26 protein-coding genes and 2 pseudogenes are annotated in these 25,270 nt (G+C 73.8%); 13 read left to right on the forward strand and 15 right to left on the reverse strand.

What is annotated here, in order from left to right; genetic code table 11:
* Positions 1-100: 100 nt before the first annotated feature.
* A complete protein-coding gene (locus ABEE00_RS03800; RefSeq protein WP_345743768.1) occupies positions 101-808 on the forward strand; it encodes a zinc metalloprotease in 708 nt (235 codons plus the stop codon).
* 62 nt (positions 809-870) lie between these two features.
* The gene (locus ABEE00_RS03805) at positions 871-1,377 is read left to right on the forward strand and encodes an FBP domain-containing protein (protein ID WP_345743769.1); all 507 of its coding nucleotides are present in this window, start codon (positions 871-873) and stop codon (positions 1,375-1,377) included.
* Positions 1,378-1,425: 48 nt separating this feature from the next.
* Here ABEE00_RS03805 and ABEE00_RS03810 read toward each other — a convergent pair whose 3' ends face one another.
* From ABEE00_RS03810 to ABEE00_RS03830, 5 genes are all read right to left on the reverse strand, one after another.
* Complete coding sequence (locus tag ABEE00_RS03810; RefSeq protein WP_345743770.1) at positions 1,426-2,418, reverse strand: alpha/beta hydrolase; 993 nt, start codon at positions 2,416-2,418, stop codon at positions 1,426-1,428.
* 123 nt (positions 2,419-2,541) lie between these two features.
* Positions 2,542-3,858: an aminoacyl--tRNA ligase-related protein gene (locus ABEE00_RS03815; RefSeq protein WP_345743771.1), complete on the reverse strand. Its 1,317-nt coding sequence runs from the start codon at positions 3,856-3,858 to the stop codon at positions 2,542-2,544.
* 674 nt (positions 3,859-4,532) lie between these two features.
* Positions 4,533-4,829 (reverse strand): hypothetical protein, encoded by a 297-nt coding sequence (locus tag ABEE00_RS03820; RefSeq protein ID WP_345743772.1) that lies wholly within the window; start codon positions 4,827-4,829, stop codon positions 4,533-4,535.
* 71 nt (positions 4,830-4,900) lie between these two features.
* On the reverse strand, positions 4,901-5,443 hold the full coding sequence (locus ABEE00_RS03825; RefSeq protein ID WP_345743773.1) for a DapH/DapD/GlmU-related protein: 543 nt from the start codon (positions 5,441-5,443) through the stop codon (positions 4,901-4,903).
* 30 nt (positions 5,444-5,473) lie between these two features.
* On the reverse strand, positions 5,474-5,887 hold the full coding sequence (locus ABEE00_RS03830) for an EamA family transporter (RefSeq protein ID WP_345743774.1): 414 nt from the start codon (positions 5,885-5,887) through the stop codon (positions 5,474-5,476).
* Here ABEE00_RS03830 and ABEE00_RS35745 point away from each other — a divergent pair.
* Positions 5,837-6,202: a LysR substrate-binding domain-containing protein gene (locus ABEE00_RS35745; RefSeq protein ID WP_451918498.1), complete on the forward strand. Its 366-nt coding sequence runs from the start codon at positions 5,837-5,839 to the stop codon at positions 6,200-6,202. The genes ABEE00_RS03830 and ABEE00_RS35745 overlap by 51 nt on opposite strands.
* A gap of 86 nt (positions 6,203-6,288) precedes the next feature.
* Here the strand turns inward: ABEE00_RS35745 and ABEE00_RS03835 are convergent.
* Positions 6,289-6,393: pseudogene (locus ABEE00_RS03835) on the reverse strand (transcriptional regulator); the annotation flags it as partial.
* Between the two features lie 244 nt (positions 6,394-6,637).
* On the opposite strand from ABEE00_RS03835, the gene gdhA reads away from it, so the two are divergent.
* Positions 6,638-7,984, forward strand: a complete 1,347-nt coding sequence (gene gdhA / locus ABEE00_RS03840; RefSeq protein ID WP_345743775.1) for an NADP-specific glutamate dehydrogenase — start codon at positions 6,638-6,640, stop codon at positions 7,982-7,984.
* Between the two features lie 128 nt (positions 7,985-8,112).
* On the opposite strand, the gene ABEE00_RS03845 is transcribed toward gdhA, so the two are convergent.
* The gene (locus ABEE00_RS03845; protein ID WP_345743776.1) at positions 8,113-8,583 is read right to left on the reverse strand and encodes a pyridoxamine 5'-phosphate oxidase family protein; all 471 of its coding nucleotides are present in this window, start codon (positions 8,581-8,583) and stop codon (positions 8,113-8,115) included.
* Positions 8,584-8,775: 192 nt separating this feature from the next.
* Here ABEE00_RS03845 and ABEE00_RS03850 point away from each other — a divergent pair, with 192 nt between their 5' ends.
* Positions 8,776-9,657: an AraC family transcriptional regulator gene (locus tag ABEE00_RS03850; protein WP_345743777.1), complete on the forward strand. Its 882-nt coding sequence runs from the start codon at positions 8,776-8,778 to the stop codon at positions 9,655-9,657.
* A 96-nt stretch (positions 9,658-9,753) separates the two neighbouring features.
* Here ABEE00_RS03850 and ABEE00_RS03855 read toward each other — a convergent pair whose 3' ends face one another.
* Positions 9,754-11,757, reverse strand: coding sequence for an ABC transporter permease (locus ABEE00_RS03855; protein ID WP_345743778.1), 2,004 nt, complete (start codon positions 11,755-11,757; stop codon positions 9,754-9,756).
* 149 nt (positions 11,758-11,906) lie between these two features.
* Positions 11,907-12,602, reverse strand: a pseudogene (locus ABEE00_RS03860) (ABC transporter ATP-binding protein); the annotation flags it as partial.
* Positions 12,603-12,719: 117 nt separating this feature from the next.
* On the opposite strand from ABEE00_RS03860, the gene ABEE00_RS03865 reads away from it, so the two are divergent.
* Together ABEE00_RS03865 and ABEE00_RS03870 are read left to right on the forward strand one after the other, a co-directional pair.
* Complete coding sequence (locus ABEE00_RS03865) at positions 12,720-14,057, forward strand: sensor histidine kinase (protein ID WP_345743779.1); 1,338 nt, start codon at positions 12,720-12,722, stop codon at positions 14,055-14,057.
* A complete protein-coding gene (locus ABEE00_RS03870) occupies positions 14,054-14,734 on the forward strand; it encodes a response regulator transcription factor (protein WP_345743780.1) in 681 nt (226 codons plus the stop codon). The genes ABEE00_RS03865 and ABEE00_RS03870 overlap by 4 nt, the downstream gene beginning before the upstream one ends.
* A gap of 29 nt (positions 14,735-14,763) precedes the next feature.
* Here ABEE00_RS03870 and ABEE00_RS03875 read toward each other — a convergent pair whose 3' ends face one another.
* Positions 14,764-15,108, reverse strand: a complete 345-nt coding sequence (locus ABEE00_RS03875; RefSeq protein WP_345743781.1) for a DUF4333 domain-containing protein — start codon at positions 15,106-15,108, stop codon at positions 14,764-14,766.
* Positions 15,109-15,660: 552 nt separating this feature from the next.
* Between ABEE00_RS03875 and ABEE00_RS03880 the strand changes: the two genes are divergently transcribed.
* Both ABEE00_RS03880 and ABEE00_RS03885 read left to right on the forward strand, forming a co-directional pair.
* Positions 15,661-16,059 carry a cupin domain-containing protein gene (locus ABEE00_RS03880; protein ID WP_345743782.1) on the forward strand — a complete coding sequence of 133 codons (399 nt, stop codon included), beginning with the start codon at positions 15,661-15,663 and terminating at the stop codon, positions 16,057-16,059.
* Positions 16,060-16,102: 43 nt separating this feature from the next.
* On the forward strand, positions 16,103-17,026 hold the full coding sequence (locus ABEE00_RS03885; protein WP_345743783.1) for a phosphotransferase: 924 nt from the start codon (positions 16,103-16,105) through the stop codon (positions 17,024-17,026).
* Between the two features lie 51 nt (positions 17,027-17,077).
* Here the strand turns inward: ABEE00_RS03885 and ABEE00_RS03890 are convergent, their stop codons facing one another.
* Positions 17,078-18,172 (reverse strand): PucR family transcriptional regulator, encoded by a 1,095-nt coding sequence (locus tag ABEE00_RS03890; protein WP_345743784.1) that lies wholly within the window; start codon positions 18,170-18,172, stop codon positions 17,078-17,080.
* Between the two features lie 107 nt (positions 18,173-18,279).
* Between ABEE00_RS03890 and ABEE00_RS03895 the strand changes: the two genes are divergently transcribed.
* From ABEE00_RS03895 to ABEE00_RS03905, 3 genes are all read left to right on the forward strand, one after another.
* The gene (locus tag ABEE00_RS03895) at positions 18,280-19,194 is read left to right on the forward strand and encodes an alpha/beta hydrolase (RefSeq protein WP_345743785.1); all 915 of its coding nucleotides are present in this window, start codon (positions 18,280-18,282) and stop codon (positions 19,192-19,194) included.
* 59 nt (positions 19,195-19,253) lie between these two features.
* Positions 19,254-19,691, forward strand: a complete 438-nt coding sequence (locus ABEE00_RS03900) for a cupin (RefSeq protein ID WP_345743786.1) — start codon at positions 19,254-19,256, stop codon at positions 19,689-19,691.
* A gap of 91 nt (positions 19,692-19,782) precedes the next feature.
* Positions 19,783-20,277 (forward strand): hypothetical protein, encoded by a 495-nt coding sequence (locus ABEE00_RS03905; RefSeq protein WP_345743787.1) that lies wholly within the window; start codon positions 19,783-19,785, stop codon positions 20,275-20,277.
* Between the two features lie 41 nt (positions 20,278-20,318).
* On the opposite strand, the gene ABEE00_RS03910 is transcribed toward ABEE00_RS03905, so the two are convergent.
* Positions 20,319-21,038 carry a leucine-rich repeat domain-containing protein gene (locus tag ABEE00_RS03910; RefSeq protein ID WP_345743788.1) on the reverse strand — a complete coding sequence of 240 codons (720 nt, stop codon included), beginning with the start codon at positions 21,036-21,038 and terminating at the stop codon, positions 20,319-20,321.
* Positions 21,039-21,079: 41 nt separating this feature from the next.
* On the reverse strand, positions 21,080-21,769 hold the full coding sequence (locus tag ABEE00_RS03915; RefSeq protein ID WP_345743789.1) for a TetR/AcrR family transcriptional regulator: 690 nt from the start codon (positions 21,767-21,769) through the stop codon (positions 21,080-21,082).
* A 167-nt stretch (positions 21,770-21,936) separates the two neighbouring features.
* Here ABEE00_RS03915 and ABEE00_RS03920 point away from each other — a divergent pair, with 167 nt between their 5' ends.
* The gene (locus tag ABEE00_RS03920) at positions 21,937-23,076 is read left to right on the forward strand and encodes an FAD-dependent oxidoreductase (protein ID WP_345743790.1); all 1,140 of its coding nucleotides are present in this window, start codon (positions 21,937-21,939) and stop codon (positions 23,074-23,076) included.
* A gap of 21 nt (positions 23,077-23,097) precedes the next feature.
* Here the strand turns inward: ABEE00_RS03920 and ABEE00_RS03925 are convergent, their stop codons facing one another.
* Complete coding sequence (locus ABEE00_RS03925; RefSeq protein ID WP_345743791.1) at positions 23,098-23,862, reverse strand: YqjF family protein; 765 nt, start codon at positions 23,860-23,862, stop codon at positions 23,098-23,100.
* 84 nt (positions 23,863-23,946) lie between these two features.
* On the reverse strand, positions 23,947-25,095 hold the full coding sequence (locus ABEE00_RS03930; RefSeq protein WP_345744061.1) for an MFS transporter: 1,149 nt from the start codon (positions 25,093-25,095) through the stop codon (positions 23,947-23,949).
* Positions 25,096-25,270 lie beyond the last annotated feature (175 nt).

A 25,270-nucleotide genomic window follows, 5' to 3' on the forward strand; every position in this document is an offset into this window, starting at 1 on the left:
ATTAGGTCCGTTTCGTTGCGCCCCACAACCCTTTGTGGCCCTCGCGTGTCTTCTGTGTGCCCGCCACGGTGGCGGGCGACAACTGCACAGGAGACGTTGAATGGTGAGGCGCATCAGTGTCGCCGTGGCGGTGGTGGGGCTGGCCTGCGCGGTGGTGGCCCCTTCGCCCTCGTACGCGGATCCGCTGCCGGTACGGGGGTGGGGCTGGAAGCTCACCTCGCAGCTCGGGGTCACCTCGCTGAGCCCGTCGCGGCAGTACACGGTCACCTTCGCCACGGCGGCGATGAAGAAGCGCTACACCCCGTATCTCACCGCCGCCGTGGCCCAGGTCAACGCGGCGGGCGTCCATTTGGAGATCGGCGGGGTCGAGCGGGTCGACGTCACCCGCTGCGGCCCCGTGGGCCACATCCAGCTCACCGAGGCCTACCGCCCCCTCGACGGCAAGCCGGGCTACAGCCGCGGCGCCCCCTGCCCGCGCCCCGCGAGGGGCGTCGGCGCGGGCGGCGCCGTGGCGGTCGACTCCGAATACTGGGACGGCACCTGGCACATAGAGAACCACAAGCTCCGCAACACCATCGTCCACGAGCTGCTCCACGCCCTCGGCCTGGACCACCCCAACACCGACCTGGACGGCAACGGCAGGACCACCCGCTACGAGTGCCCGAAGACCCCAGAGGGCGACCACCCCGTGATGTGCAGCCCCAACGGCGGCCACAGAACCCCTCTCGAAGCGGGCCGCCTGCTGCCGTACGACATCAAGGCCCTCAAGACATTGGTGGCCAACGCGAAGAGGCAGGGCATCGAGTAGGCGGCCCGCCGTGCCCATTAATCGCGTGCGGGCCGGCCTTTCGCTGCGTAATCTCCCCGTTCGTGGAACCGCTCAGTGAGAAACAGATCCGTGCTTCGTTTGTGAACTGCACCAAGGGGGATGCCAAGCGGCTTCGGTTGCCTGGGGAAATCGGGGAGACCGTCTGGGAGGAGCTGGACTTTCTCGGGTGGATTGATCCGGGGGCCCCGCTGCGGGGATATGTGGTGGTGCCTCGTGCGGACGGGCCCGTGGGGCTCGCGTTGCGGGTTCCGGCGGCCGGGCGGAGCGGTAGTGCGGTGAAGTCCAGTCTGTGCCAGATCTGTCTGACCGGGCACGCGTCGTCGGGAGTGAGCCTGTTCGCGGCCCCGTTGGCGGGGGCGCGCGGGCGGGAGGGCAATACCGCAGGGGTGTATATCTGCGCCGATCTCGCCTGCCCGCTGTATCTGCGCGGCAAGCGGCAGCCCAAGTTGCGCGGGATACGTCAGGAGGAGTCGCTGACGTTGGAGCAGCGCATCGAGCGAATGACGGGCAATCTGCACGCGTTCGTGGACAAGGTGGTCGCGGGATAGTCAGTCGGATGCCGGGGCCACCCCATGTCGGGATGCCCCGTGCGGGCCTCACTCCGCCAAGCCGGCCAGCGCGTCCACCAATTCGGACTTTTCCCTGGGCCCGATATGCGAGGCGGCGGGGAAATCGCGTACCCGGAAACGATTGCGCCCCGTCGCCGCGTCCGCCTCGGCGATCATGCGGTCCTGGAGCTCGGGCGCGATCGTACGGTCCCTGCCGAAGCGGAGATAGGTGCGCGGCACCCGGCCCCAGCGGCCGGCGCTGCCCACGGCCGCCCCCGCGTACACGGTCGTCGACTCGTCGGTCTGCATCGTGGAGAGGAGCTGCCTGAAGGCGTTGTCGTCCACGTTCGCGCAGATCATCGCCTTGAAGAAGGCGAGCGTCTCCGCCTTGCCCGTACGGAAGTCGAGCCGCAGCACGCCCAGCCGATCCGGATCGCCGACCACGTACGGGCCCGGGTTGAGGGCCCGCTGCCCCTCCGGGCTCGCGGTGCAGGCGTCGGCCGACGGCATCCGGCGGCTGGGGCAGAAGGCGGCCATGTAGCCGATGTGGTGCAGCAGTTCCGGCACCGCCTCGGCGACCCGGCTGACCGAGAGCCCGCCGAGGCTGTGCCCGACCAGGACGACCCGCCCGCCGCGTGCGGTACGCGCGGCCCGGCGCACGGTCTCGGTCACGCGCCGCTCGAAGTCGTCGAGCGTGAGCCGGGCGACGGGCGAGCGCTCCGTGGCCAGCGCCCGCAGGTCCTGGGTCTGATACGCGACCGGCACGAACGCCGCCGCCCCGTGCAGCGGCTGGTCCACCGCGATCGTGCGGTGCCCGCGCAGCGCCAACTCCCGTGCCAGGGGCTCCCAGTAGGCGCCCGCGCTGTGCGTGCCGTGCACGAGCACGAAGGTCGCACCGTGCCCGGAATGTCCCGCCGCGGATGCCGCCTGCGCGCCGCCCGCCACCCCCAGCACCCCGCCCGCCGCGAGCCCCAGACCGCCGCCCAGCACCCGCCGCCGCGAGGCCGCCGCCTGCTCCTTCTCCGTACGCCGTGTCGTCATGAGCAGGACGCTACGAGGCCCCGCACCGCGCCGACATGGGCCTGGACACCCGCCCGGGGTGCGCCCACCTCCACCCCGAGGCGGGGGAGCGCACCCTTCCGGCCACCGCGTTCTCATGCGGCCTTACGCGGCAGCGTCCCCCTCCCACAGCCCGCTCCCGCTCCGCGCGCCGACGACCGCGCTCACCCGCGCCAGGAACTCGCCGGTGGGCAGTGGCGCCAGACGCCGCCCGTCGCGCAGCCGCACGGACACGGACTGCCGCGCGCACTCCTCGGCCCCGATGACGGCCTGGTACGGGACCAGCCTCGCCTCCCGTACGCGCGCCCCAAGGCTCCCGCGTTCCGGCCCGGCGAGCTCGGCGCGCAACCCCCGCGCGGCAGCGTCCCGTACCAGCTCTGCGGCCTGCGGAACGTGCGCCTCCGCGACCGGCAGCACCGCCAGTTGTACGGGGGCGAGCCAGGCGGGCAGGGCGCCGCCGTGGTGTTCGAGGAGCTGCGCGACGGCGCGCTCCAGGCTTCCGAGGACGCTGCGGTGGACCATCACGGGCCGGTGCCGCGCGCCGTCCGCGCCGACGTAGCTCAGCCCGAACCGTTCGGGCTGGTGGAAGTCGACCTGCACGGTGGACAGGGTGGACTCCCTCCCCGCCGCGTCCGCCACCTGCACATCGATCTTCGGCCCGTAGAACGCGGCCTCCCCCTCGGCCCGTTCGTACTCCAGCCCGGCGCGGCCGAGGGCGCCGCGCAGCAGCTCGGCGGAGCGCCGCCACATGGCCGCGCCTGCCACGTACTTCCCAGCAGGTTTCCCCGCAGGCTTATGCGCCGGCTTTCTCGCGGACTTCTCCCCCGGCTTCCTCGCCGGACCCGCTCCGGAACCGGGGCCTGAGTCGGGGAGGGAGAGGCGGTAGCGGGCCGGCTCGATGCCCAGCGCGCGGTACGCGTCGCGGATCATTCGCAGTGCCGCGTCGAGCTCCCCGGCGACCTGCTCCGGCGCGCAGAAGAGGTGCGCGTCGTTGAGGTGGACGGCCCGTACGCGGGACAGGCCGCCCAGTGAGCCGGAGGGCTCGGAGCGGTACATGCCGCCCAGCTCCGCGAGGCGCAGTGGCAGGTCGCGGTGGCTGCGGGAGCGCGAACGGTAGATCAGCGCATGGTGCGGGCACAGGCTCGGGCGGAGCACGACCTGTTCGCCGCCCAGGTCCATCGCGGGGAACATGTCCTCCCCGTAATGCGCCCAGTGCCCGGAGATCTCGTACAGCTCGCGCTTGCCGAGGACGGGCGAGTGCACGTGCCGGTAGCCCGCGCGCAGTTCGGCCTCGCGTACGTACTCCTCCAGCGCGTGCCGCACGGTCGCCCCGTCGGGCAGCCAGTACGGCAGCCCCGCGCCGATCAGCGGGTCGGTGTCGAACAGGCTCAGCGCGCGGCCGAGTCGGCGGTGGTCGGACATGAGGTCTCCTCGCGGTGAGTGCCGGTGACCGGCAGTGCCGGTGATCGCCTGTGCCAGTGATGGGCAGCGACTGCCGGTGGGTGGCGTCTGCCGGTGGGTGGCGGTGAGGAGGCGAGCGGCCGCACGGCGAAGCCCCGGGACACTCGCCCCGGGGCTTGGGATCAGGACATCCGGTCAGGACATCGGTGAGCGCGCCGGGACGTGGTCCGGCGTCGTCGTCCGCTGGGACTGCAGGTGGGACCGCTGGGCGCGCTGCATGCGCCGAAGGTAGCAAGGGGGTACGGGGCGGCGCGCGGCAATTTCGGGGCGCTGCGTGAGGGGGCTCGGCGCACGGCGGTCGACGGCCGGCGCTCGGTGTTCGACGCTTGGCGGCCAGCGGCCGGTGTTCGGCGCATGGAGGTCGGCGGTCAGCGCTCGATGCCCGGCGTTCGGCGGCCGGCGCGTCGCGCTCGGTGCTCGGTGGGGAGCCGGAGCGGCGGGGACGGGCTGGCTGCCGCACCGCTCCGGCGGTGCACGGTCGCGCCCGTCGGGCCTCCGCCATCGCGGGGCTCCGACCGCCGTGGCGGCTGGAGACCCCGCCCTCGCTGGGCGGCCCGCCGAACGCGGCTCTTCTCCGTGCGGGCTGAACAACGGGCGGAGCGCAGAAAGGTTACGTCAAGATCGATGAGACGGACTCAGGCGTCCTCGACGCGCTTCAGCTCCTCGCGAGCGGCGACCAGTTCGGGGCCGCTGAGGGTGGCCCAGTACGGGTGGGAGTAGAGGGCGGCGGAGAGCTCGGCGACCTGGGCTTCGAGGGCGCGGGTGCGGACGTACTGTTCCGCGTCCGCTTCCCCCGCGTACGCCTCCTCGGCTTCCGTTTCCGGCGCGGCGGGCAACGCGGCGTAGTGCAGCGCGAGTTCGCGGCGCGCCTCGTGGAGGGCGCGCTGTGCCGCGACCAGGTCGTCGGGGAAGGGGGAGGAGGCGCCGTTCACGTGAATAGAATACGTGTTCGAGCGCATGTCTGGCGAGCGGTGCTCCCTCCGTCCGCCGCCCGTCTACCGCCTCACCACTCCCGCTGCACGCTCGCCTTGCCGCCGGTCACCAGGCTCGCCGCCGGAACGTCCTCGGCCACGACCGCGCCCGCGGCCACCACGGCGTCCCGTCCGATGCTGACGCCGGGCAGGATCGTGGCGCCCGCGCCGATCCACACGTTCTCCGCGACGTCGATGGGCCCGCCGGTCAGATACAGCCGCCGCTCCTCGGGGTCGACCGGATGCCCACTGGTGATGAACGTGGCCTTCGGCCCGACCATCACCCGTTCCCCGAGCCGGATCCCGGCGTAGTCCAGGAACGTGCAGTTCTGATTGATGAAAACCCGCTCGGCGAGGTCGAGATGGAGCCCGTGGTCCGTGTAGAAGGGCGGATAGATCGTGGTCCTGGCCGGGACGGGTCTCCCGAGGATCTGCTCCAGGAGCGCCGCCTTGCCGTCTTCGTCATCGAAGGGCAGCGCATTGAGCCGCGAGGTGAGCGCGGTGACTTCGAGAACACGGTCCGCCATGGCCTGGAATTCGGGACCGTGAATGCGCATGAGGCGAGTGCTGGGCATGGGGGCCTTTCTGAGGTGTGCGGTACGGCTTCACGATCTCACCGACGTACGCCGGAGCCGACGGGATGTACGGCGATCTTGCCTCTGCCGTTGCCCTCGTCGCCGGCGCCTGGGGCTGTTCCGATCCGCCGTCGTTCCGGCCGCGGCGGTGACGATGCAGGCCGTGGCGAGCCACTGTGGCCAGGCGAGGGTCTGGCCGAGAAGGGCGAGGCCCAGGAGGGCGGCGGCGACGGGTTCCAGGCTGACGAGGATGCCGAAGGTCGCGGGGGAGATGCGGCGCAGTGCGGCGGGTTCGAGGGACTTGGCCAGCACGGTGCTGAGGAGGGCCACGGCCACAGCTCCGTACGACGGCTCGTCCTCGCCGCCTGCAACGGCGCGGGTTTCACTCCCGACATCGCCCACCAGGCGCGCGAGTGGAGCGTCGTCGCGAGCCTGGTCGCGCACGGGCTCGGCATCGCCCTCGTACCGGCGACGGCGGACCTGCCGCCCCAAGCCGGGCTGGTCCGTACGCCGTTGGCCGGGAGCCCCGCGCCCTCTCGGCGGTTCCTGCGGGTCCTCCGCAGCGGAAGCGCGGAACATCCCGCCATCGCCGAGGCCGTCTCCCTCCTCGACGGCCTCGCGAAGGATCGCCGCCGCAGCCTGGAGTGTCCGCCGTCCGCCCAGCTCCGCCAGGCGGATTCGCAGAGGCCGCAGCGGCGGGATGTTGGCGTGGGGCAAGCGCAGGGGCGCCCCAGGAAACGTCCGCCGAACCCGTCCTGACCTCGCAGCCCGCCCCGACCGCTCCCGCCCCTCCCGTACGGCGTGGTCGGACGCGGCGAACTGCCAGGCCACCGCGGCGGCCATGGTCAGCAGCAGCCCTTCTCGTCGGCGGCCGGGCAGGTACGGCCGGTCTTCACGGCCAGCACGGCGGTACGCAGGTCGACGAGCGCGTGCCCGAGGCGCTCGTCGGCGCCGCCGCAGGGCCCGCCATGCCCCTCCCCATGTCCGGCTGTTGAGACGCGAAGAGCGGGGTGGTGCACGTGCGTTTTGCTGTGGGGCGACGCGGGGCAGGTGCCGCTTGGCATGTGCCCCTTCACACCCGGGTCCGGCCCCGCTGCCGGGGGCGGAAGCCCGGGGTGTGAATCTGTACGACCGGAAAGTGCTCGTCGTGACCGGCGGGCCGCGTGTGTCCGCTGAGAAAGAGAGGCCCAGTTCGTGGAGGCCACAGAACACATCGAGGCGATCTATACGGAGATCTGCCGACGCAACCCGGGCGAGCCCGAGTTCCACCAGGCCGCTGCCGAAGTGCTGCACAGCCTGGCCCCGGCGCTGGCCCGGCACCCGGAGTTCGAGGAAGCGGGGATCGTCGAGCGGCTCGTGGAGCCCGAGCGGCAGCTCATCTTCCGCGTGCCGTGGATGGACGACAAGGGCGCGGTGCGCGTCAACCGCGGTTTCCGGGTCGAGTTCAACAGCGCGCTCGGCCCGTACAAGGGAGGTCTGCGCTTCCACCCGAGCGTCGACCTGAGCACCGTGAAGTTCCTCGGCTTCGAGCAGATCTTCAAGAACGCGCTGACCGGCATGGCGATCGGCGGTGGCAAGGGCGGGTCCGACTTCGACCCCAAGGGCAGGTCGGACGCGGAGGTCATGAGGTTCTGCCAGTCCTTCATGACCGAGCTGCACCGGCACCTGGGCGAGCACACCGACGTGCCCGCCGGTGACATCGGCGTCGGCGGCCGCGAGGTGGGCTACCTCTTCGGCCAGTACAAGCGGCTCACCAACCGCTTCGAGGCGGGCGTGCTCACGGGCAAGCCGGTCGGCTGGGGCGGCTCGCACGTGCGCTCCGAGGCGACCGGGTACGGCACCGTGTTCTTCGCGCAGGAGATGCTCGCCACCCGCGGCCAGAGCTTCGACGGGCGCCGCGTGGTCGTCTCGGGCTCGGGCAACGTCGCCGTGTACGCGATCGAGAAGGTGCACGCGCTCGGCGGCACCGTCGTGGCGTGCTCGGACTCCTCCGGCTACGTCGTCGACGAGGACGGCATCGACCTCGAACTCCTCAAGGACGTCAAGGAGGTGCGGCGCCAGCGGCTCTCGGCGTACGGGGAGGCGAAGCCGGGCGCGGTGTTCGCCGCGAACGGCTCGGTCTTCGACGTGCCGTGCGAGGTCGCGCTGCCCTGCGCCACCCAGAACGAGCTGGGCAGGGAGGAGGCGCTCTCCCTCGTCAAGAACAAGGTGCTGGCCGTGGCCGAGGGCGCCAACATGCCCTGCACGCCCGAGGCGGTGGAGGCGTTCCAGGAGGCCGAGGTGCTGTTCGGCCCCGGCAAGGCGGCCAACGCGGGCGGCGTCGCCACCTCCGCGCTGGAGATGCAGCAGAACGCCACCCGCGACACCTGGACGTTCGAGCGCACCGAGGACCGGCTGGCCGCGGTGATGCGCAACATCCACACCCAGTGCCGCTCGACCGCGGCGACCTACGGCGGCGCACCCGACGACTACGTGCTCGGCGCCAACATCGCGGGCTTCCTGCGGGTCGCCGAGGCGATGAAGGCGCAGGGCGTGGTGTGACCCGCGTGAGCCCTCGGGCCTGAGGCCGGCCCGTGAGGGGTCACCCGCTCAACCGTCCGTGAGCGGGCGGCCCTCGGCGTCGGCGGCCGAGCGCCCTCGACCCCCTGGAGCCGAGCGCCCCCGACCCGCTAGACCAGCCACTCTCCGTCCCGCATCAGGAACCGCTCCCGGTTCTCGGCGACCGTTCCCCACGCCTGCACCTCGTACGGGGTCACCTCGAACCACACGTACGACGAGTGATCCTTGCGCGGGTCCCAGCCGTCCTTCGCGGTGAAGGCGTCGCCCACTCCCTCGGGCAGCTCCTCGCGGGTGAGCATGCGCGCGGTGCCGTGCATCAGGACCACATCGCGCGTCTCCCCGAAGCAGAGCCTGGCCTTGCCAGAGGCCCGCAGATTCCTCCCGGTGGGATTGGTGTCCCGCGTCGCCAGCCACACCGCCCTGCCGTCCCACCAGTAGGCGAGCGGTACGAGGCACGGCTCGCCCCGCCCGTCGGCCGTCGCCACCCATACGTCGACGTCCCGGTCGAGCCGTTCCAGTGCTTCGCGCTTGCGCTGCCGCGGGCTGCGCGGCCCGCTGGGATGAGAGTCGCCTGTCGTCATGCGCCGAGGCTAGAGCGGAGAGCGGCGGGCGCAGAACCGGCGCCGGACGTAGGTCTGGAGGCGGAGCCGGCCTCCGCCCCTACGGCCTGCCTCGCGTGTGGCGTGACCCGATCCGATCGGGCACAGGATGTCGGGTCCCGGCGGGTGCGCGCCGCCTAGCTTTGCGGGCGTCAGGAAGGAAGGAGGCCGGGAGTGCTGGACCGGCTCAACGAGGCCATGGAGCACATCGACCGCCGCCTCGGCGGGGAGATCGACGTCGCGGCGCTCGCGCGCGGCGCGGCCACTTCGGAGTACCACCTGCGCCGGATGTTCTCCGCGCTCGCCGGGATGCCGCTGTCGGAGTACGTGCGCCGGCGCCGGCTCACCGTGGCGGGCGCCGAGGTCCTGGACGGGAGCGCACCGCTGCTGGAGATCGCGGTGCGGTACGGCTACGGCTCGGGCGAGGCGTTCGCGCGGGCGTTCCGCGCGATGCACGGGGTGGGTCCCGGGGAGGCGCGGCGCACCGGTGCCCCGCTGGTGTCCCAGCCCAAGGTCTCCTTCCGCCTCACCGTCGAAGGGAGCAGCAGCATGCGCTACCGCATCGTGGACAAGGCGGCGTTCACCGTCACCGGCCTCAAGACCCGGGTGCCGCTGGTGCATTCGGGCCCGAACCAGGCGATCGTCGATTTCGTACGCGGCATCCCGCGGCCGGCCCTGGAGCGCCTGGAGGCCCTGTCCGACCAGGAGCCGTACGGGATCGTCGCGGTCAGCGACGACCTGGACCCGAGCCGCGCCGAGGGCACGGAACTGGACTACTACCACGGGGTGATCGCCTCGGAAGAGCACGCCGGCGACGCCCCGGAGGGCGCCGCCGTGCTGCCCGTCCCCGCAGGCCAGTGGGCGGTCTTCAGCACGTCGGGCCCGGCACCCCGCGCCATCCAGGAGATGTGGCGGGACGTGTTCACCGAGTGGTTCCCCTCCAACCCGTACCGCAGCCGCCCCGGCCCGGAGATCCTGCGCACGCGACTGTCGGAGGACGGCGGGGAGGCCGACGCGGAACTGTGGCTGCCGGTGGAGAGGGAAGGGGAGCGGTAGGCGGGGGATCAAGTCCATTGCGCCACCGGTGAGTTGGTGAGCGGCCGCCCCGTGCCCCTCCGTCGCGCGGGGCGGCCGCGGTTGTGGCGGGCCCCGTCAATCCGGGCGCGGGCCCGCGTCGCGTACCACCGCGCGGAGCAAGGGGCGGGTCGTGGCGCTTGCGGTGGTCATGCCGGTGAAGCCCACGGCCAGGCAGGCGGCCAGGAGCGCGGCGCCCTGGCCGTCCAACTGGGGCGCGCCGCCCGCGAGGGTCAGCGGGGCCGCGCAGAACACGCCGGTCAAGACCGAGACGCCGGTGAGGACCACGGCGGGCAGGACCGTCTCGGTGCGGCGGGCCGCGTTCAGCACCCGGAGCGGGGTGCCCGCCAGGTGCAGCAGGCCGTAGGTGCGGCGCCGGTCCAGCACGCCGCCGGCCGCCGTGATGCCCGCCGAGGCGACGGCCACGGCGAAGCCCGCGCCGAGCACGCCCAGCGTGGCGGTGCGGAAGTCCCCGGCGAACTGCCGCTGCTGCCAGTCCACTTCGTCGCCGGTGACCGGGTACTGCCCCGGCACCAGCCCGGTCAGCGCCGTACGGGCCGCGTCCAGCCGTGCCGGGTCCGCGACCGTCGCCGTCACCTGGCGCTCGTCGCGGCCGCCGCCGACCGCGACCCAATCGTCGTCCGCGCCGACGGCGGCCTCGACGCCTGCGGCGCGCAGCCGCTCAGCGGCCTCCTGCCGTACGGGGGCGACCTGCTCCTTCGGTACGGCCAGGGCCAGCCTGTCCGCGCCGCCCCAGGGAGAGTCGCCGCCGAGGCTGAAGAGCGCGAAGAAGCCCGCGACGAAACCGGCCAGGGCCAGCCCGGAGACCGCGCGCCAGGCCGACTTGGGGTCGTCGAGCAGGCGGCGCCCGGCCAGCAGCGCCGCGGGCCGCCGGGCGCAGGCGGTGACCACGCGGCCGAGCGTTCCCGTCGCCCAGGGGCCCAGGAAGGAGAGCGCGGCGGAGACGGCGGCGAAGAAGTACACGATCATGTCGACGCTCACCTCCCCGTCACGGGACATCAGCCAGTAGCCGACGAGCACGCCGAGGAAGAGCGCGGCGCGGACCAGGCTCATGCGCGGAGTGCGGGAGCGGCGTACGACGCCGAGCGGGCCGACCACCACCTGCCGCAGCCCCGCCAGCGCGCTGACCGTGGTCATCAGCACCACGCCGCCCAGCACCGCGAGCAGCAGGGGCACGCCGACCCAGAGGTCGGCTGCGTACCAACTCCCGCCCGCCATCGGCACCTTCGCGGCCAGCGGCAGCAGCGCCGCATAGCCCGCTGCCCCGACCAGAGCTCCCACCGCGCCCGTCACGGCGGACTCGGCGGCCGTCATCCCCGTGACGCGCCCCGGGGCGGCGCCGAGCAGCCGCAGCGTGGCCAGCCGCGCGTCGCGCCGGGCGACGGAGAGCCGGGCCGAGGAGGCGCCCAGCACCAGCAGAGGCACCGCGACCAGCACCGTCGCGATCTTCATCAGGTCCTGGTACTGCGCCCCGAAGCCGTCCGCGGCCCGCGCGCCCGTGAAGTCGGCGACCGGCGTGGGCGTCACGGTGTCACCCGGGCGGCGCGGGTCGGCGCCGCGCCGTTCGCGCACCTCGGGATCGCTGGGCGCATGCCCGACCACGGCCACCTTCTCGCCGGGGCGGGTCAGCGCCGCGCGGCCGAGCGTCCCCGCGGTCTGCGCGCCGGGCAGCGAACCCAGCGCGGGGGAGGCCCACACCTCGCCGGGGGCGGGGAGGCGGGGCATGCCCGGGGGAGCGGGCGCCGACGTGCCCTTCTTGAGCGCTGCGATGTCCACGACGGTCACCGGTTCGCCGTCCCTGAACGTGGTGCCCACCGCCTGTACGGCCACCGCGTCCTGGGCGCGCGCCGGCACGGGGGAGCGCCAGTCGGCGTGTGCGGCGCGCTGCCCGAAGCCGAGGTTGGCGCCCAGGCACAGGAGCAGCAGCGCCGTGCACACGGCGGAAGCGGCGACCGACAGCCCGAGCCCGAGTAGGCCGTGCCGCCCGCCGCCGCGCAGCAACCGCCAGGTCAGCGCCCAGGTGGTGCGGTCCAGCGCCCGTACGGGGCCGACGGCCCTCATCGCGGGGCTCCGGTCTCGGGCACCGGGTGCGCGCTGTCCGTCGCCGAGCGCGCGGAGCTCGGCGCGTCCTCCCGTACGAGAGTCCCTTTCCGTACGACATCTGGCTCCCGTACGAGATCCCGTTCCCGTGCGAGATCTCCGTCCCGTACGAGCCGCCCGTCCCGCACCTCCACCGCCCGGTCGCACCAGCGGGCCACCGCCGGGTCGTGGGTGACCACCACCAGGGCCGCGCGCTGGGCCGCGGTGACCTCGGTGAGCAGGCGGATCACGTCCTGGCCCGTGGCCTGGTCCAGCGCTCCGGTCGGCTCGTCGGCGAAGACCACCCGGGGCTCGCCGACCAGCGCACGCGCGAGCGCCACCCGCTGGGCCTGGCCGCCGGACAGCGCGCCGGGCCTGCTGTCCTCCTTGCCGGCCAGGCCCAGCGGCCCGAACCACTCCCTCGCGCGCCGCACCGCGGTCCGGCGGTCCGTGCCGCCCAGCATCAGCGGCAGCGCCACGTTCTCCACCGCGGGCAGCTCGGGCAGCAACTGGCCGAACTGGAACACGAAACCGAAGCGTGTCCGCCGCAGCTCACTGCGCTCCGGCTCGCCCAGCGCGTCGATGCGCGCGCCGTCCAGCAGCACCCGCCCGGAGTCGGGGCGCTCGATGGCGGCCAGGCAGTGCAGCAGCGTCGACTTGCCGGAGCCCGAGGGGCCCATGACGGCCAGCGACTCGCCCTCGGACACGGCCAGTTCCGCGTCGGCGAGGGCGCGGGTGGCGCCGAAGGACTTGCTCAGCCCGGTGCCGTACAGCACGGGCTCGGGCGATGCGGGTGGCACGGGCGCGGGAGGCGCGGGGAGGCTCATGCGCCCACCGTCACCGCCCGGGCCCGCCCGCCGCCTCGGTCCGGCGGCCGGTACGCGCCGCGCCGCGTCGTCCTTTCGGCCGGTCCGCGCACCGGCGCGGCTTCGTAGGCTGCGGGGGTGCACGATTCACGGGATGAGCCGGAGACGGCGGCGACACACACGGCGACACACACGGGGGCGGACGCGGCGGAGGCCGGCACCCGCGCCGGGGCCCACGGTCCGGTCCACGACCAGCCCCACGACCAGACCCGCGGCCTGCGGCTCTCCCGCCGCACCGGGCTCACGGCGCTCTGGACGGGCATGGCGCTGCTCTGGGTCGCCGACGTGCTCAGCGCCCAGGCGGACTTCGGTCTCCAGGGCCCGGGCGTGTGGTGGCGCGTGGTGCCGGGAGTGGTCGCGGCCCTCGCCCTGCTGCTGCCCGACGAGCGCGTCGCGCTGCCCTGGCGCGCGGTCGCGGCGGCCGCGGCGTCCGGGGCGCTGACGGCGACGCACCTCGTCGCGGTCAGGACGGAGTGGAACGACTGGGGTCTGCTGGAGACGCTGTGCCTGCTCCTGCTGCTGGCCCGGGTCACACGCGAGGTGACCGGTCCCTGGTCGGCCGCAGGGCTTGCCGCGCTGCTCGCGCTCGCGGTGATCGCCGCGCCGCTGCGGCTCCGGCACGAGGACGGCATCCTCTTCTCGTACCTGCTCACCTTCCTCGCGGGCGGCATCGTCGGCCTCGGCTGCTATCTGCGCGCGCTCGACGGCCGCAGGCTGCGCGCCGTCGCCGCCGTGCGGCAGAGCGAACGCCTCGCGCTGGCACGCGAGTTGCACGACACCGTGGCCCACCACGTCACCGGCATCGTCGTGCAGGCGCAGGCGGCGCGCACCATCCGCTCCACGGCGCCCGAACAGGTCGACCAGCTCCTGACCGGCATCGAGCAGGCGGGCTCCGAGACGCTGGAGTCGATGCGCAAGCTGGTACGCGTCCTGCGCGAGGACGGCGGGGGAGCGGTGCGCCCGGGCGAGCTGTTCGCCGAACTCTCCGAGCTGGTCGCGGCGTTCTCCCAGCGCGACGCGCCCGCCACCCTCGAATTCGGCGCCGAGGCCCGCCGGATGCGCCCCGACCCCGAGGTGGAGACCACCGTGCGCAACGTCGTACGGGAGGCCCTGACCAACGTCCGCCGCCACGCCCCGGGAGCGCCCTCGGTCACCGTGCGGGTCGGCGTCACCGAGCCCACCGCCGGCGGCACCGCGCGCCGCCTCCAGGTCGAGGTGCACAACGCGCCCCCGCCCCGGCACCCCGCGCCGCACGCCGAACCCCTGGGCGGGCGCGGCGGGTTGGGCCTGGTCGGGCTGGCCGAGCGCACCGAGGCGGTGGGCGGCACGCTGGACGCGCGCCGCGCCCCCGACAGCGGCTGGACCGTGACAGCGGCCTTCCCCGTACGCGAGGCTGTGACAGGATCACGATCATGACCGGCACGAACACCGCTGACCCCGTACGGGTCCTGATCGCCGACGACCAGGAGATGGTGCGCACCGGATTCCGGCTGATCCTCCAGGCGCAGCCCGGAATGGAGGTCGTCGGCGAGGCCGCCGACGGCGCCGAGTGCGTCGAACTGGCCCGCCGGCTGCGCCCCGACGTGTGCCTCGTCGACGTCCGCATGCCGAAGCTGGACGGCCTGGAGGTGACCCGGCTGCTCGCCGGGCCCAAGGCTGTCGACCCGCTGCGCGTGGTCGTCGTGACGACCTTCGACCAGGACGACTACGTGTACGGGGCGCTGACCGGCGGCGCCTGCGGGTTCCTGCTCAAGGACGCGGGCCCGGGGCTGCTGGTGGAGGCGGTGCGGGCGGCGGCACGGGGCGACGCGCTGGTCTCACCCGCCGTCACGGTGCGGCTCCTGGAGCGCATCGGGCAGCAGCCCGAGGCGGGCGGCCAGGACGGCGCTGCGGGACCGCTCACCGAGCGGGAGCTGGAGGTCGTGCGCCTGGTCGCGGTGGGCCGCACCAACCAGGAGCTCTGCGCCGAGCTGCACGTCTCGCTCTCCACAGTGAAGAGCCATCTCGCGAGCATCCAGACCAAGTTGGAGCTGCGGAACCGGGTGGAGATCGCCGCCTGGGCCTGGCGCAGCGGCGTGGTGCGCGACGGCTGAGCCGCCGCGCACCGGGGCCCGCACGGGGTTCAGGGCCTGTCCTTCTCCACCACGCCGTAGTCGAAGCTCACCCGGTCGCCGTGCACCCCGGTCACGGAGATGATCATGGGCTTGCGTTCGCCGCCGAACACGGCCTGGCACGTCACGTGGTCGAACTTGGCCGGGCGCAGCCCGCGCGGGCAGCTCACCGACTCGGGCGCGTCCTCCCAGGGCCGGGCGAAGTTCTGCTGCGCCAGCCTGGCGACCTCGGCGCTCGGCACCATGCCCCGGCCGTCCGTCTCGGCCACGGACTCGTTGTCCAGCACGTTCCACGCCGTGACGGCGCAGACGGCCAGCACGACGGCCGCTGCCAGGGCGATGACGATGCGCTTCATGCGGTGCTCCTCGGTTACCGTTCCGGCCGGTTCCCCGCCGGCCTGTCTCCCCGAGCCTCCCGCGCCGCGCGGTCCAGCGGCCTCGGCCCCGCGGCCGGTCGCACGCCCGGTGACCCGGCCAAAGGTACGAGATCCGGCGCGGCCCCCGTGTGCGAGGGCGCGCCCGTCGTCCTCGCGGCGGCCGGGGTCTCGCGCGCAGTCAGGATGCGTTCAGGCTGCGGGCGTCGAGGTCGGGAAGCTGCCCGAGGCCACGCCGGCGTTCTGGATCACGAAGGTCGCGGCGACGACCCTGGGCGGGACGGCGGGGGACCTGTTCGGACGGCCGGCCGCTGAACCGGCCCTTCCGGGGACTTTCTCGTCGCAAACGCCCGCCCCGCGGCGGGACTTCGGTCACCATCGGAGGGGGTGCGCCGCGGGGCCGCCGGGCGTCGGTAGAAAGGTAAACTTTCCCGTGGGTAATGCCGCGGGCCTGCGGGGATGTCCTGTCGAGTCCGGCGCCGGTGTACGCGGCCCCGAGCAGCGGCAGCACACTCTCCCTGGGACGGCTCATCTGTGACTGACGAACCCGTCGGCGGCCCCGACACGGCCGGCACTCCGAGGGTGCTGTGCGACACCGCCTCGCTGGCCTCGGGCGTGCCCCGGGCCACCGGCGCCCTGTGGCGGCTGGACGAGCCGGGGCGGCAGCTGGACGCCAACCTCGTCCACGTACCGCCGCGGGAACGCATCGCCTCGCACACCGAACCCGACCTCGACGCGCTGCTGCTGGTCGTCTCGGGCGAGGGCACGCTGGAGACGGCGGAGGGTTCGCAGTCCTTCGCTCCGGGCGCCCTGGTGTGGCTCCCGCACGGCACGGCCCGCAGCCTCGCCGCGGGCCGGGACGGGATGACGTACCTGACCGTCCACCGCCGACGCGCCGGCATGCAGATCCGTACGCGGCGGCCCGCGGACTGAAATTCGCTGGCGCCCCGTCCACGCCCGCGGTGAGACTGCCGCCGTGCCGTCCCTTCACGCGAACGAGATTCCCGTCGACGAGCCGCTGGTGCGGGCACTGCTCGCGGAGCAGTGCCCGGAGTGGGCGGGGCTGCCCTTGGCGCTCGCGGGTGGTGGTACCGAGAACACCATGTACCGGCTGGGCGAGGATCTGCTCGTGCGCCTTCCCCGTACCCCCGACGCCGACGGGGCGCTGCGCAAGGAGCGGGAGTGGCTGCCGCGTCTGGGGCCGCAGCTCGGCTGCGCGGTCCCCGAGCCGGTGCACGCGGGGACGCCGGCCGCGGCACCCGGCGCGGCCTTCCCGCTGGCCTGGTCGGTCTACCGGTGGATCGACGGCGCCGAGGCCGGCCCCGACACCGTCGGCGACTGGGAGGGCTTCGGCGCCGATCTGGCCGCCGTCGTACGGGAATTCCAGGCGCTCGACCTGATGGGGGCGGTCCGGGGCGACGGCCTCGACAGCTATCGCGGCGGCAGCCTGGAGTCCTGCGACCGGTGGGCCGGGGACTCCCTGGAGCAGTGCCGGCCGATCGTGGGCGGCGAGCTGGACATCGACACGCTGCGGGAGTTGTGGGACTCCGCGCTCGCGCTGCCGGAGACCGCAGGGTCCCCGGTGTGGCTGCACAGCGACCTCAAGCCGAGCAACCTCCTGGTCAGGGAGGGCAAGCTGCACGCGGTCATCGACTTCGGCGGGCTCTCGGTCGGCCGCCCCGACGCCGAGCACGCCACGGTCTGGGACCTGCCGCCCCGCGCGCGGCACGCCTACTGGGAAGCGGTCGGCATCGACGAGCCGACCTGGGTACGCGCGCGTGCCTGGGCACTCGCCGTGGCGGCCAGCGGAATCGCGTACTACTGGGACACCTTCCCCGCCTTCGTCGCAGAGTGCCGAGCGCGCCTTGAAGCGATCCTCGCGGATGCGGCGGCGCGCTGAGGGCGCGGCTCCGGGGCGTTCAGGTCTGAACGGCCCCAGCCCTGCTCAGTCTCAGTCCGCTGTGAGGAGCCGCCAAGCGGTGAGCCCCAGTTGGGCGCGCAGCACCCCGGAGGGCTCGGTGAGGTCGAAGCCCAGGGTGCGGCCGATCTGTTCGAGGCGGCGGGACACGCTGCTGTGGTGCAGGTGCAGCAGGTCGGCGGCGCGGCGCAGGGAACCGGTGGCGCAGTACGCCTCCAGCGTCTCCACCTCCTCCGGGGAGCGGGCGAGGCGGGCGATGGCGGCGACGTCCGGGTTCTCCCGCGCGGTCTCCTCGGGTATCTCGGTGAGCAGCGCCAGCGCGCCGAGGTCGGCGTGTTCGAGTACGGGGCGGTGCGCGGTCGTGAAGCGCAGCGCGGTGCGCGCCTGTTGCCAGGAGCGGTCGGGGCTCGTGGCGGCGCCGACGCCCGCGCGTACCCCGGCGGGAAACCTCTCGCGCTGCACCGCGGGAGCCAGGATGACGCCCTCGGTGGCCAGCGGCGCGGCCTTCACCGGGCCACGGGACGGGCACACGAGCGCGCCGATCTCCCCTAGCGAGGCGGTCGGAGCGTTCCCGGTGGTGGCCTGAGTGGTCCCATTGGCACTCGGCGCCGGCGGACGTACGGCGATGACGTGCAGCGGCACCTCGGCCGCGAATCCGAGCAGGCGCAGCGCCCGTGCCCGCGCCGCCTCGTCGGCCTCGCCGCTGATCGCCAGCTCGACCAGGGCCGGGTCGGCCAGGGAGGTGCGCGCGGGCTCGTACCGTTCCAGTACGGCAGCGGCGGCCAACGCGAGCCGTTCCAGCAGCAGTTGGTCCAGCGAGCGCGGCGGCGTGTCCGCGCGCTCCAGCCACACCACGCCGGCCTCTTCGTCGTCCAGCGTGACCGGCGCCGTGGAGGAGGCCGGCGCCGGAGGGGCCTGGGACTGCCTGCCGTCCGGCGCCATGCGGGTCGACCAGCCCGTGCCGTGCAGCCGGATCCCGGCCACGCACTCGGCCAGCCCCGCCGAGGCGCGGGCGAGCGCGGGCAGGTCCACCCTGCGGCGCATCAGCGTGTCGTAGAACATCACCACGCGCAGCGCGCCCTCGACCTGGGTGTCCAGTTGGGACAGCCGTACGACCAAAGCCTCCATCCCGGGAGGATAGGCGGCTTCCGGCGCGCCGGACGTCGCGCGATCCGGACCCGATGCGCGACGCATGGCGGATGAGCCGCCGCGCGACTGCGGCGAGGATGGCCGCAATGGATCCCGAACTCGAAGCATTCGTCCCGCTGTTCCCCAAGGTCGACCTGGCCGACCCGCTGGTAGAGCGCAAGCACTTCGCCGCGCTGGCCGCCTCGATACCCCCGCCGGACACCACCGGCATGGAGATCGAGGAGCGCACGGTGCCCGCCGAGCCGATGGTGCCCGTACGCGTCTACCGCCCGCACCACGCGCAGGGTGCCATGGGTGACCTGGGCGCTCTGGTGTGGCTGCACGGCGGCGGGTTCGTCATGGGCGACCTGGACACCGAGCACCACTGGGCGGCGCGGCTCGCCGAGGGTTCGGGCGCGGTGGTGATCTCGGTGGGCTACCGGCTGGCCCCGGAGCACCCCTTCCCCGCCGCGCTGGACGACGCGTACGCCGTACTGGACTGGACGGCGCGGCACGCGGCCGAACTCGGCGCAGGAGCCGACCGCATCGCCGTCGGCGGGCACAGCGCGGGCGGCGGGCTCGCTGCGGCGCTGGCGCTGCGCGCACGCGACGAGCAGGGGCCGCCGATCCGCTTCCAGCTCCTCAACCAGCCGGGCCTGGACGACCGGCAACAGACCTGGTCGGCACGGGAGTTCACGGACACGCCGTGGATGAACCGCGACAAGATCGCCGCCTCCTGGCGCCACTACCTGGGCGGCGCCCCCGCCACCCCGTACGCCGCGCCCGCGCGGGCCGAGGACCTGAGAGGACTGCCGCCCGCCTACATCGCCACCGCCGAACTGTGCCCCAGCCGCGACGAGGACATCGCGTACGCGCTGCGGCTGCTCCAGTCCGGGGTGTCCGTCGAACTGCACCAGTGGCCCGGCACCTTCCACGGCTCGCAGGCGATCCTCTCCGCCGAGGTCTCGCAGCGCCAGATCGCCGAACTCGGCGCGGTGCTGCGCCGCGCGCTGGCCGCCTGAGCCGGGCCGCACGATGACTGCCACCGCTCGATGACCGCTTCAGAGAAGGGACGTACGTCATGACAGCCACGCCGATCGACCTGTTCTCCTCCTTCCTCCAGCTCGGCGCCGACGGCCAAGTCCGGGCGGAGAAGCCTGCGTTCGACCCTCGGCGGGAGAACTGGCAGGTGATGACCTTCCATGTCGAGACCGACGCCGATGTGCACGGTGACCACTGGGAGATCCACACCCTCGCCGACGAGGTCGTCTCCTGCCTCAGCGGGGGAATACGCCTGTATCTGCGCCCGGAGGGGGCGGAGCCGGGTGAGTCCGCCGAGTCCGCCGAGTCCGGTCACGGTCCGGGGGAGGGGTACGAGGAGGAGATCAAGCTGTCGCCCGGCTCGGCGACGATCGTGCCGCGCGGCCGCTGGCACCGCATCGCGCTGGACGGGCCCAGCGACATCATGTCCATCACGCTCCCGCGCGGCAGCCGCCTGGAGAAGCGCGCGACGGCGTGATGCGCGACGGTGTGACGAGGGTCGCCCCGCGCGTACGCGATCTTCACAGGAAGCTCATCGCGTACGCGCCGAGGCCCCGCACACTGGGACGATGAGCAGACGCAACATCATCATCGGGGTCGTCGCCGTGCTGGCGGTCGGCATGCTGTGGTCCACGGCGCTCAAGCCGGTGATGCTCCGGCACAACGAGAACCTCCCGAAGTGGGTCAACAACGAGCTGTTCCACGAGGAGGTCACCTCGTACGCGAAGGCGGGTGACGCGCCGCACGGCGAGGGCGACCCCACGGCCGTCCCCGGGTGGGTGCCCGGGGACGCCACCGATGTGAAGGTGAAGGGGCGCACGGACAAGCCCGGCGTCAGGCTCATGCGCTTCACGCTCGCCGGCACCCCGGTGAAGGCGGAGAAGTGGGAGAAGTGCCGGCCGGGCAAGGTCGGCAGCCCCATCGAGCCCTCGCTGAAGGCGAGTTGGGGTCCCCTGGAGTCGGACGACGCCCGCGGCCGCTGCGCGGAGAAGGGCAATTTCTGGGTGCTGGTGACGGGCGAGCGCGGCTATGTGTGGACCAACTCGTCGTTCCCCATCGAGTGAGCGTGCGTGAGTGAGCGCGCTGGCATGAGCGCGTTGTGGTGTCACGTGAGGACCACGCATCCGCGTTCCTCCAGCGCGGCCAGCGGCGGGGCGCCGGGGTCGAGGCCGTTCCAGCGCAGGTCGAGCTTTTCCAGTGCGGGCATGCGCGGCAGCCAGTCGGGGAGCGCGGCGATGCGGTTGGCGCGCAGGTCGAGGTGGCGCAGCAGCGGGAGTCCCGCCAGCGCGTACGGGATGTGGCCGAGGGAGTTCTCGCGCAGCTCCAGATGACGCAGCTCGGCCAGCCCGGCGAACGTGTCGGGCAGCCCGGTCAGCGCGTTGCCGCGCAGCCACAGTTCGCGCAGCTCGCCCAGGCGGCCGAGCGCTTCGGGGAGCGCGGTCAGCCCGTTGTGCTGGGCGCGCAACTCGGTGAGCTGCTCCAATTCGCCGAGCGCGGCGGGGAGTTCGGCCAGCGGGTTCTCGCCGATGTTGAGATAGCGCAGCGCGCGCAGCCGCCCCAGTGAGGCGGGCAGGCGGGTGAGGCGGTTGTCGTGCAGGTAGAGGCAGTCGGTGAGCCCGGTGAGGTCGCCGATCTCGTCGGGCAGGTCCGAGAGCGCGTTGTGCCCGAGGTCCAGGGTGCGCAGCCGGCGGAGCCTCCCGATGTCGGGCGGCAGTACACGGATGCCGGTGTCGGCGAGGATCAGCACCCTCAACTCGCCGCGCTCCCACACCGATGCGGGCACCCGCTCCAACGGCTGCCGCCACAGATCCAGCGTGGTCTCCATGCCGCCTTCCCCCTCCGTACGCGCTGCCGGTCCGGATGTGATCAGGACGTGCGGCGGGCGGTGATCCCCGCGAGGACGAGGTCGAGCCCGTCGAGGAACTGCGCCCTGTCGTCGTGCCCTGGCAGCCGCCCCGCGACCTCGCGGACGAAGGGGTACTCCTCGGGGTCCAGCTCGGCCCACGTACGCGCCACCCCGTCGAGGAACGCTGTGCGGTCCGTGCCCGGCGGGACCGAGCGGGCGTTGTCGGCGTTCTGGCCCGCCACGCCGAGGATGTAGTGCAGCAGCGCCGAGGCCGCCGTGAACCGGGCCTGTTCGGGCACTCGCAGCGCCGTCACCTGGCGCCCGATGCGCTCGAAGATCCCCAGCATCGGCGGCTTCCAGGAGGCCCGCGCCAGCCTCGTACCCACCCACGGGTGCGCGTCGATCGCGTCGAACAGGCCGCGGGCGAGGGAGCGGATCGCCTCATCGGGCGCAGCCCCGTCCTCCTCGGCGACCGCTTCGGCGACGACGGCTTCGGTGGCGGCGGCGAGGAGTTCGTCCTTGCCGGTGACGTGCCAGTAGATCGCCCCGGGCCCGGTCGCGAGGCGCTCCGCGAGCGCGCGGAAGGTGAGGCCGCCCTCGCCCACGCCGTCCAGGAGCTCGACGGCCGCGCCGACGATGCGTTCCCGGGAGAGCGGCTCCCGCCTCCGGTCGCCGCGGCGTCCTCCGGCGTGTCCTGTCCTGGTGGCCATGCGGCCATTCTAGGGACCGTGGAACGACGTTCCAGCTTGACAGCGGCTGGAACGTCGTTCCACTGTGGGAGCGGAACGACTGGAACGCTGTTCCAGTGGAGGTGTCGAGGGAGCCGTCCGCTCCGGGACGACCGGGACGGCCAGGACTGCCGGGAAGGAGGTGCGCCATGACGACTCCGGTCACGATCATCGGCGCCGGACTCGGAGGGCTGACGCTCGCCCGCGTCCTGCACGTGCACGGCATCCCCGCGAGGATCTACGAGGGGGAGGACTCGCCGGCCGCCCGCACCCAGGGCGGCATGCTCGACATCCACGAGGAGACCGGTCAACGCGCCCTGCACGCCGCCGCGTTGTACGAGGAGTTCACGGGCCTCGTACACGAGGGCGGAGAGGCGCTGCGGGTGCTCGACCGGCACGGGACCGTGCTCTTCGACCAGCCCGACGAGGGCGGCGGCGGACGGCCCGAGGTGCTGCGCGGGCGGCTGCGGCGCCTGCTCCTCGACGCGCTGCCCGAGGGCACGGTCGTGTGGGGGCGGAAGCTGACGGCCGCCCGGCCCCTGGGCGGCGGGCGTCACGAGCTGGCCTTCGCCGACGGCTCGACGGTGACGGCCGGGCCGCTGGTCGGGGCCGACGGCGCGTGGTCCCGTGTGCGGCCTCTGCTGTCCGGCGCGCGGCCCGCGTACGTCGGCACCGTGTTCGTCGAGACGTATCTGTACGAGGCCGACGAGCGGCATCCGGCGAGCGCGAAGGCGGTCGGCGGGGGCTCCATGTTCGCGCTCGCACCCGGCAAGGGGATCGTCGCGCACCGCGAACCCGGCGGGGTGCTGCACACCTACGTCCAGCTCGACAAGGAGCGGGAGTGGGCCGAGGGCATCGACTTCGCCGGCGCGCCCGGCGAGGCCAGGGCCCGGGTCGCCGCGGAGTTCGACGGCTGGGCACCGGAGCTCACCGCGCTTCTCACCGACGGTGAGACCGCGCCGGTCCCGCGGATCCTGCACGCGCTGCCCGGCGATCACCGGTGGGGGCGCGTACCCGGCGTCACCCTGCTCGGCGACGCCGCACATCTGATGCCGCCTTCCGGCGAGGGCGCCAACCTCGCCATGCTCGACGGCGCCGAACTCGGCCGGGCCCTCGCCGCGCACCCCGGCGACACGGAGGCCGCGCTCGCCGCGTACGAGGAGGCCCTCTTCCCGCGCAGCGCGGCGGCCGCGGCGGACGCCGCCGAACTGCTGCCGCTCTGCCTCGGCGAGCGGGCGCCGCAGAGCCTGGTCGACATGTTCGAGGGCGCGGGGCGCTCCGGGCGCTGAGCCTCCTCGCGACCCCCGGCGTCAGGGCGTGGGCAGGCCGCCGGGGCGGGCTGGGCGGCCGAAGCGGACGGGGACGCCGGGGGAGTAGAGGACGCTCACCGGCAGGCCCTCGGGGGCCGGCAGGCCGGCCGCGGTCACCAACTCGTCCTCGCAGTGCAGGAGTTCGGCGCGGTGCAGGGGCCAGCGCGGGTGGTGGTTGGGGAGGTAGACCGGGCGGCCGAAGAAGGCGTTGTGCATGCCCCAGCGTGCGGTCAGGAAGTGTTCGAGCGCGGTCGGCTCCTCGATGCGCTCGCCGACGCGTACGTCGATGTGGCAGCGGGCGCCGCGCGGCCCCGGCCAGCGGCGCGTACTCGTGTAGCGGATCGTGTCGGCCTCGCGGCTGATCGCCATCTTCGCCCACACGTACGGCAGCCGGAACGTGCTGCGCGCGATCGCCACCGGCAGCAGCCTGGAGGCCTCCAGCGAGCGGAAGACGACACCGCGGCGGCCGTGCTCGTCCACCGAATACAGCCGCACGTTGGTCTCGGGGAAGGTCCCCAGATACGGGATCCCCGGCACCTTGAACCAGCCCACCCGGTACATCCGGAACGCCACGAGACCGATGTAGGTGACCCCGTCGTGCGTGTCCGGCACGGTCCCCGCGGGGAGCAGCGGCGCGACGTCGGCGGGGTCGGCGGCCCAGTGCAGAAAGGTGAGATCGAGCCAGGACTGCGTGAGCAGAGTCTCCGGCACATCACGCACCGGATCAGGAGTAACCGGCTCAGCCTCCACACGCACACCCGACATCCAGCCACCATCGCACACGGCTACGACGGTTGGGGGTGGGGGGTTGGGGCGGGGAGCGTAGGGGAGTTCGCGGACGCGTGCCGCTCAGTACCCTCGCGCCGCCACCCCCGCGCCCCGACCCAGCAACGTGCAGACCCCGCCCGCCACCAGCAACGCGGCGAGCGCCGTGTAACCGTACGACAGGGCGGTGGCGGTGGCCAGGGCTCCGACCAGCAGCGGGCCGCCCGCGTCGCCCAGTTCGCGGCCCAGTTCCGCCGCGCCCATGGTCTGGCCCAAGCGCTCTCGCGGGGAGGCCGCCGCCAGCGTCGCGAAGCCCAGCGGGGTGATCACGCCCGTGCCCGCGCCGATCAGGGCGGCGGCGGTCAGTACGCCGGCCGGCCCCGGGAACAGTGCGCAGCCCAGCCCCACCGCGGCGAGCAGCAACCCCGCGCCGAGCCCCCCTCGTACCGTCCACCGCCCCTCGTCCAACCGCCGCCCGGCGAACGGCTGGACCACCGCAGCGCACGCGGCCAGCACCGACACCGCGGCGCCCGTGGCCAGCGGGCCCAGCCCGGCCGCGCGGCCGGACACCGGCAGGAAGCCGACCCCGGCCGAGAGTGCCGCAGTGGCCGCGGCCAGCGCCGTCGTCGGCCCGAGGAAGGACGGGTCGGCCAGGCGCCGGGCCAGGCCGAACACCGTCTGCCGCGCCCTGGGCAGCGGCGGAACGGCGGGTACCGCGAGCGCCGCCCACACCGCGACCACCGCGCCCAGCACCGCCAACACGGCGAAGAGGAGGCGGAGTTCGCCGGCCCACACCAGTGCGCCGCCGAGCAGCGGCCCGAGGGTGTAGCCGAGGGACTTGTGGAAGCCGTACGAGCCGAAGGCCCGCCCGTGCCCGGCCGCCGGGTTGAGCCGGGCGACCAGCGCCGAGGCGGCGGGCGAGAAGGCCGAGGCGGCCGCGCCCTGTCCGAGCCGCGCGGCCCACAGCCACCCGGGCCCTCCGGCCGGCGCGTAAGCGGCCGAGGCGGCGGCGAAGGCGATCAGCCCGCCCAGCAGCACGGGCCGCGCCCCCACGCGGTCGGCGAGCGTGCCGAAGAGCGGCTTGAGCAGCACCTCGGCGCCGTCGTACAGGGCGAGCAGTCCGCCGAGCACGAGGAGCGAGGTGACCGCGTCGCCGGAGAAGCCGCCGAGGTTGGCGGCGATGCCGTGCGCGCCGAAGGCGGTGGTGAACCCGGCCGCGTACAACGGCCACATCCGGCGCGCGGAGCCGGAGGCCCGGGCCGGACGCGGGGTCCGGCGGCCGTGGGATTCGGCGTGCGACACGTTCCGGAACGTAGCAGGGGTCACCCCTCCCGGCGTGCGGGATCCGTGTCAGGGAGGGTGCGTCCCTACATATTGTAGGGTCCACGCCGGAAGCCGCACCCGTGCG

Source organism: Streptomyces odontomachicola (assembly GCF_039605595.1).
GTDB lineage: Bacteria > Actinomycetota > Actinomycetes > Streptomycetales > Streptomycetaceae > Streptomyces.

Excerpts from the sequence above, each read along its gene's own strand:
- ABEE00_RS03800 (WP_345743768.1), top strand. The coding sequence starts at position 101 with ATGGTGAGGCGCATCAGTGTCGCCGTGGCGGTGGTGGGGCTGGCCTGC.
- ABEE00_RS03810 (WP_345743770.1), bottom strand. The coding sequence starts at position 2,418 with ATGACGACACGGCGTACGGAGAAGGAGCAGGCGGCGGCCTCGCGGCGG.
- ABEE00_RS03815 (WP_345743771.1), bottom strand. The coding sequence starts at position 3,858 with ATGTCCGACCACCGCCGACTCGGCCGCGCGCTGAGCCTGTTCGACACC.
- ABEE00_RS03825 (WP_345743773.1), bottom strand. The coding sequence starts at position 5,443 with ATGCCCAGCACTCGCCTCATGCGCATTCACGGTCCCGAATTCCAGGCC.
- ABEE00_RS03845 (WP_345743776.1), bottom strand. The coding sequence starts at position 8,583 with ATGACGACAGGCGACTCTCATCCCAGCGGGCCGCGCAGCCCGCGGCAG.
- ABEE00_RS03855 (WP_345743778.1), bottom strand. The coding sequence starts at position 11,757 with ATGAGGGCCGTCGGCCCCGTACGGGCGCTGGACCGCACCACCTGGGCG.
- ABEE00_RS03870 (WP_345743780.1), top strand. The coding sequence starts at position 14,054 with ATGACCGGCACGAACACCGCTGACCCCGTACGGGTCCTGATCGCCGAC.
- ABEE00_RS03875 (WP_345743781.1), bottom strand. The coding sequence starts at position 15,108 with ATGAAGCGCATCGTCATCGCCCTGGCAGCGGCCGTCGTGCTGGCCGTC.
- ABEE00_RS03890 (WP_345743784.1), bottom strand. The coding sequence starts at position 18,172 with ATGGAGGCTTTGGTCGTACGGCTGTCCCAACTGGACACCCAGGTCGAG.
- ABEE00_RS03895 (WP_345743785.1), top strand. The coding sequence starts at position 18,280 with ATGGATCCCGAACTCGAAGCATTCGTCCCGCTGTTCCCCAAGGTCGAC.
- ABEE00_RS03900 (WP_345743786.1), top strand. The coding sequence starts at position 19,254 with ATGACAGCCACGCCGATCGACCTGTTCTCCTCCTTCCTCCAGCTCGGC.
- ABEE00_RS03905 (WP_345743787.1), top strand. The coding sequence starts at position 19,783 with ATGAGCAGACGCAACATCATCATCGGGGTCGTCGCCGTGCTGGCGGTC.
- ABEE00_RS03910 (WP_345743788.1), bottom strand. The coding sequence starts at position 21,038 with ATGGAGACCACGCTGGATCTGTGGCGGCAGCCGTTGGAGCGGGTGCCC.
- ABEE00_RS03915 (WP_345743789.1), bottom strand. The coding sequence starts at position 21,769 with ATGGCCACCAGGACAGGACACGCCGGAGGACGCCGCGGCGACCGGAGG.
- ABEE00_RS03920 (WP_345743790.1), top strand. The coding sequence starts at position 21,937 with ATGACGACTCCGGTCACGATCATCGGCGCCGGACTCGGAGGGCTGACG.
- ABEE00_RS03925 (WP_345743791.1), bottom strand. The coding sequence starts at position 23,862 with ATGTCGGGTGTGCGTGTGGAGGCTGAGCCGGTTACTCCTGATCCGGTG.
- ABEE00_RS03930 (WP_345744061.1), bottom strand. The coding sequence starts at position 25,095 with ATGTGGCCGTTGTACGCGGCCGGGTTCACCACCGCCTTCGGCGCGCAC.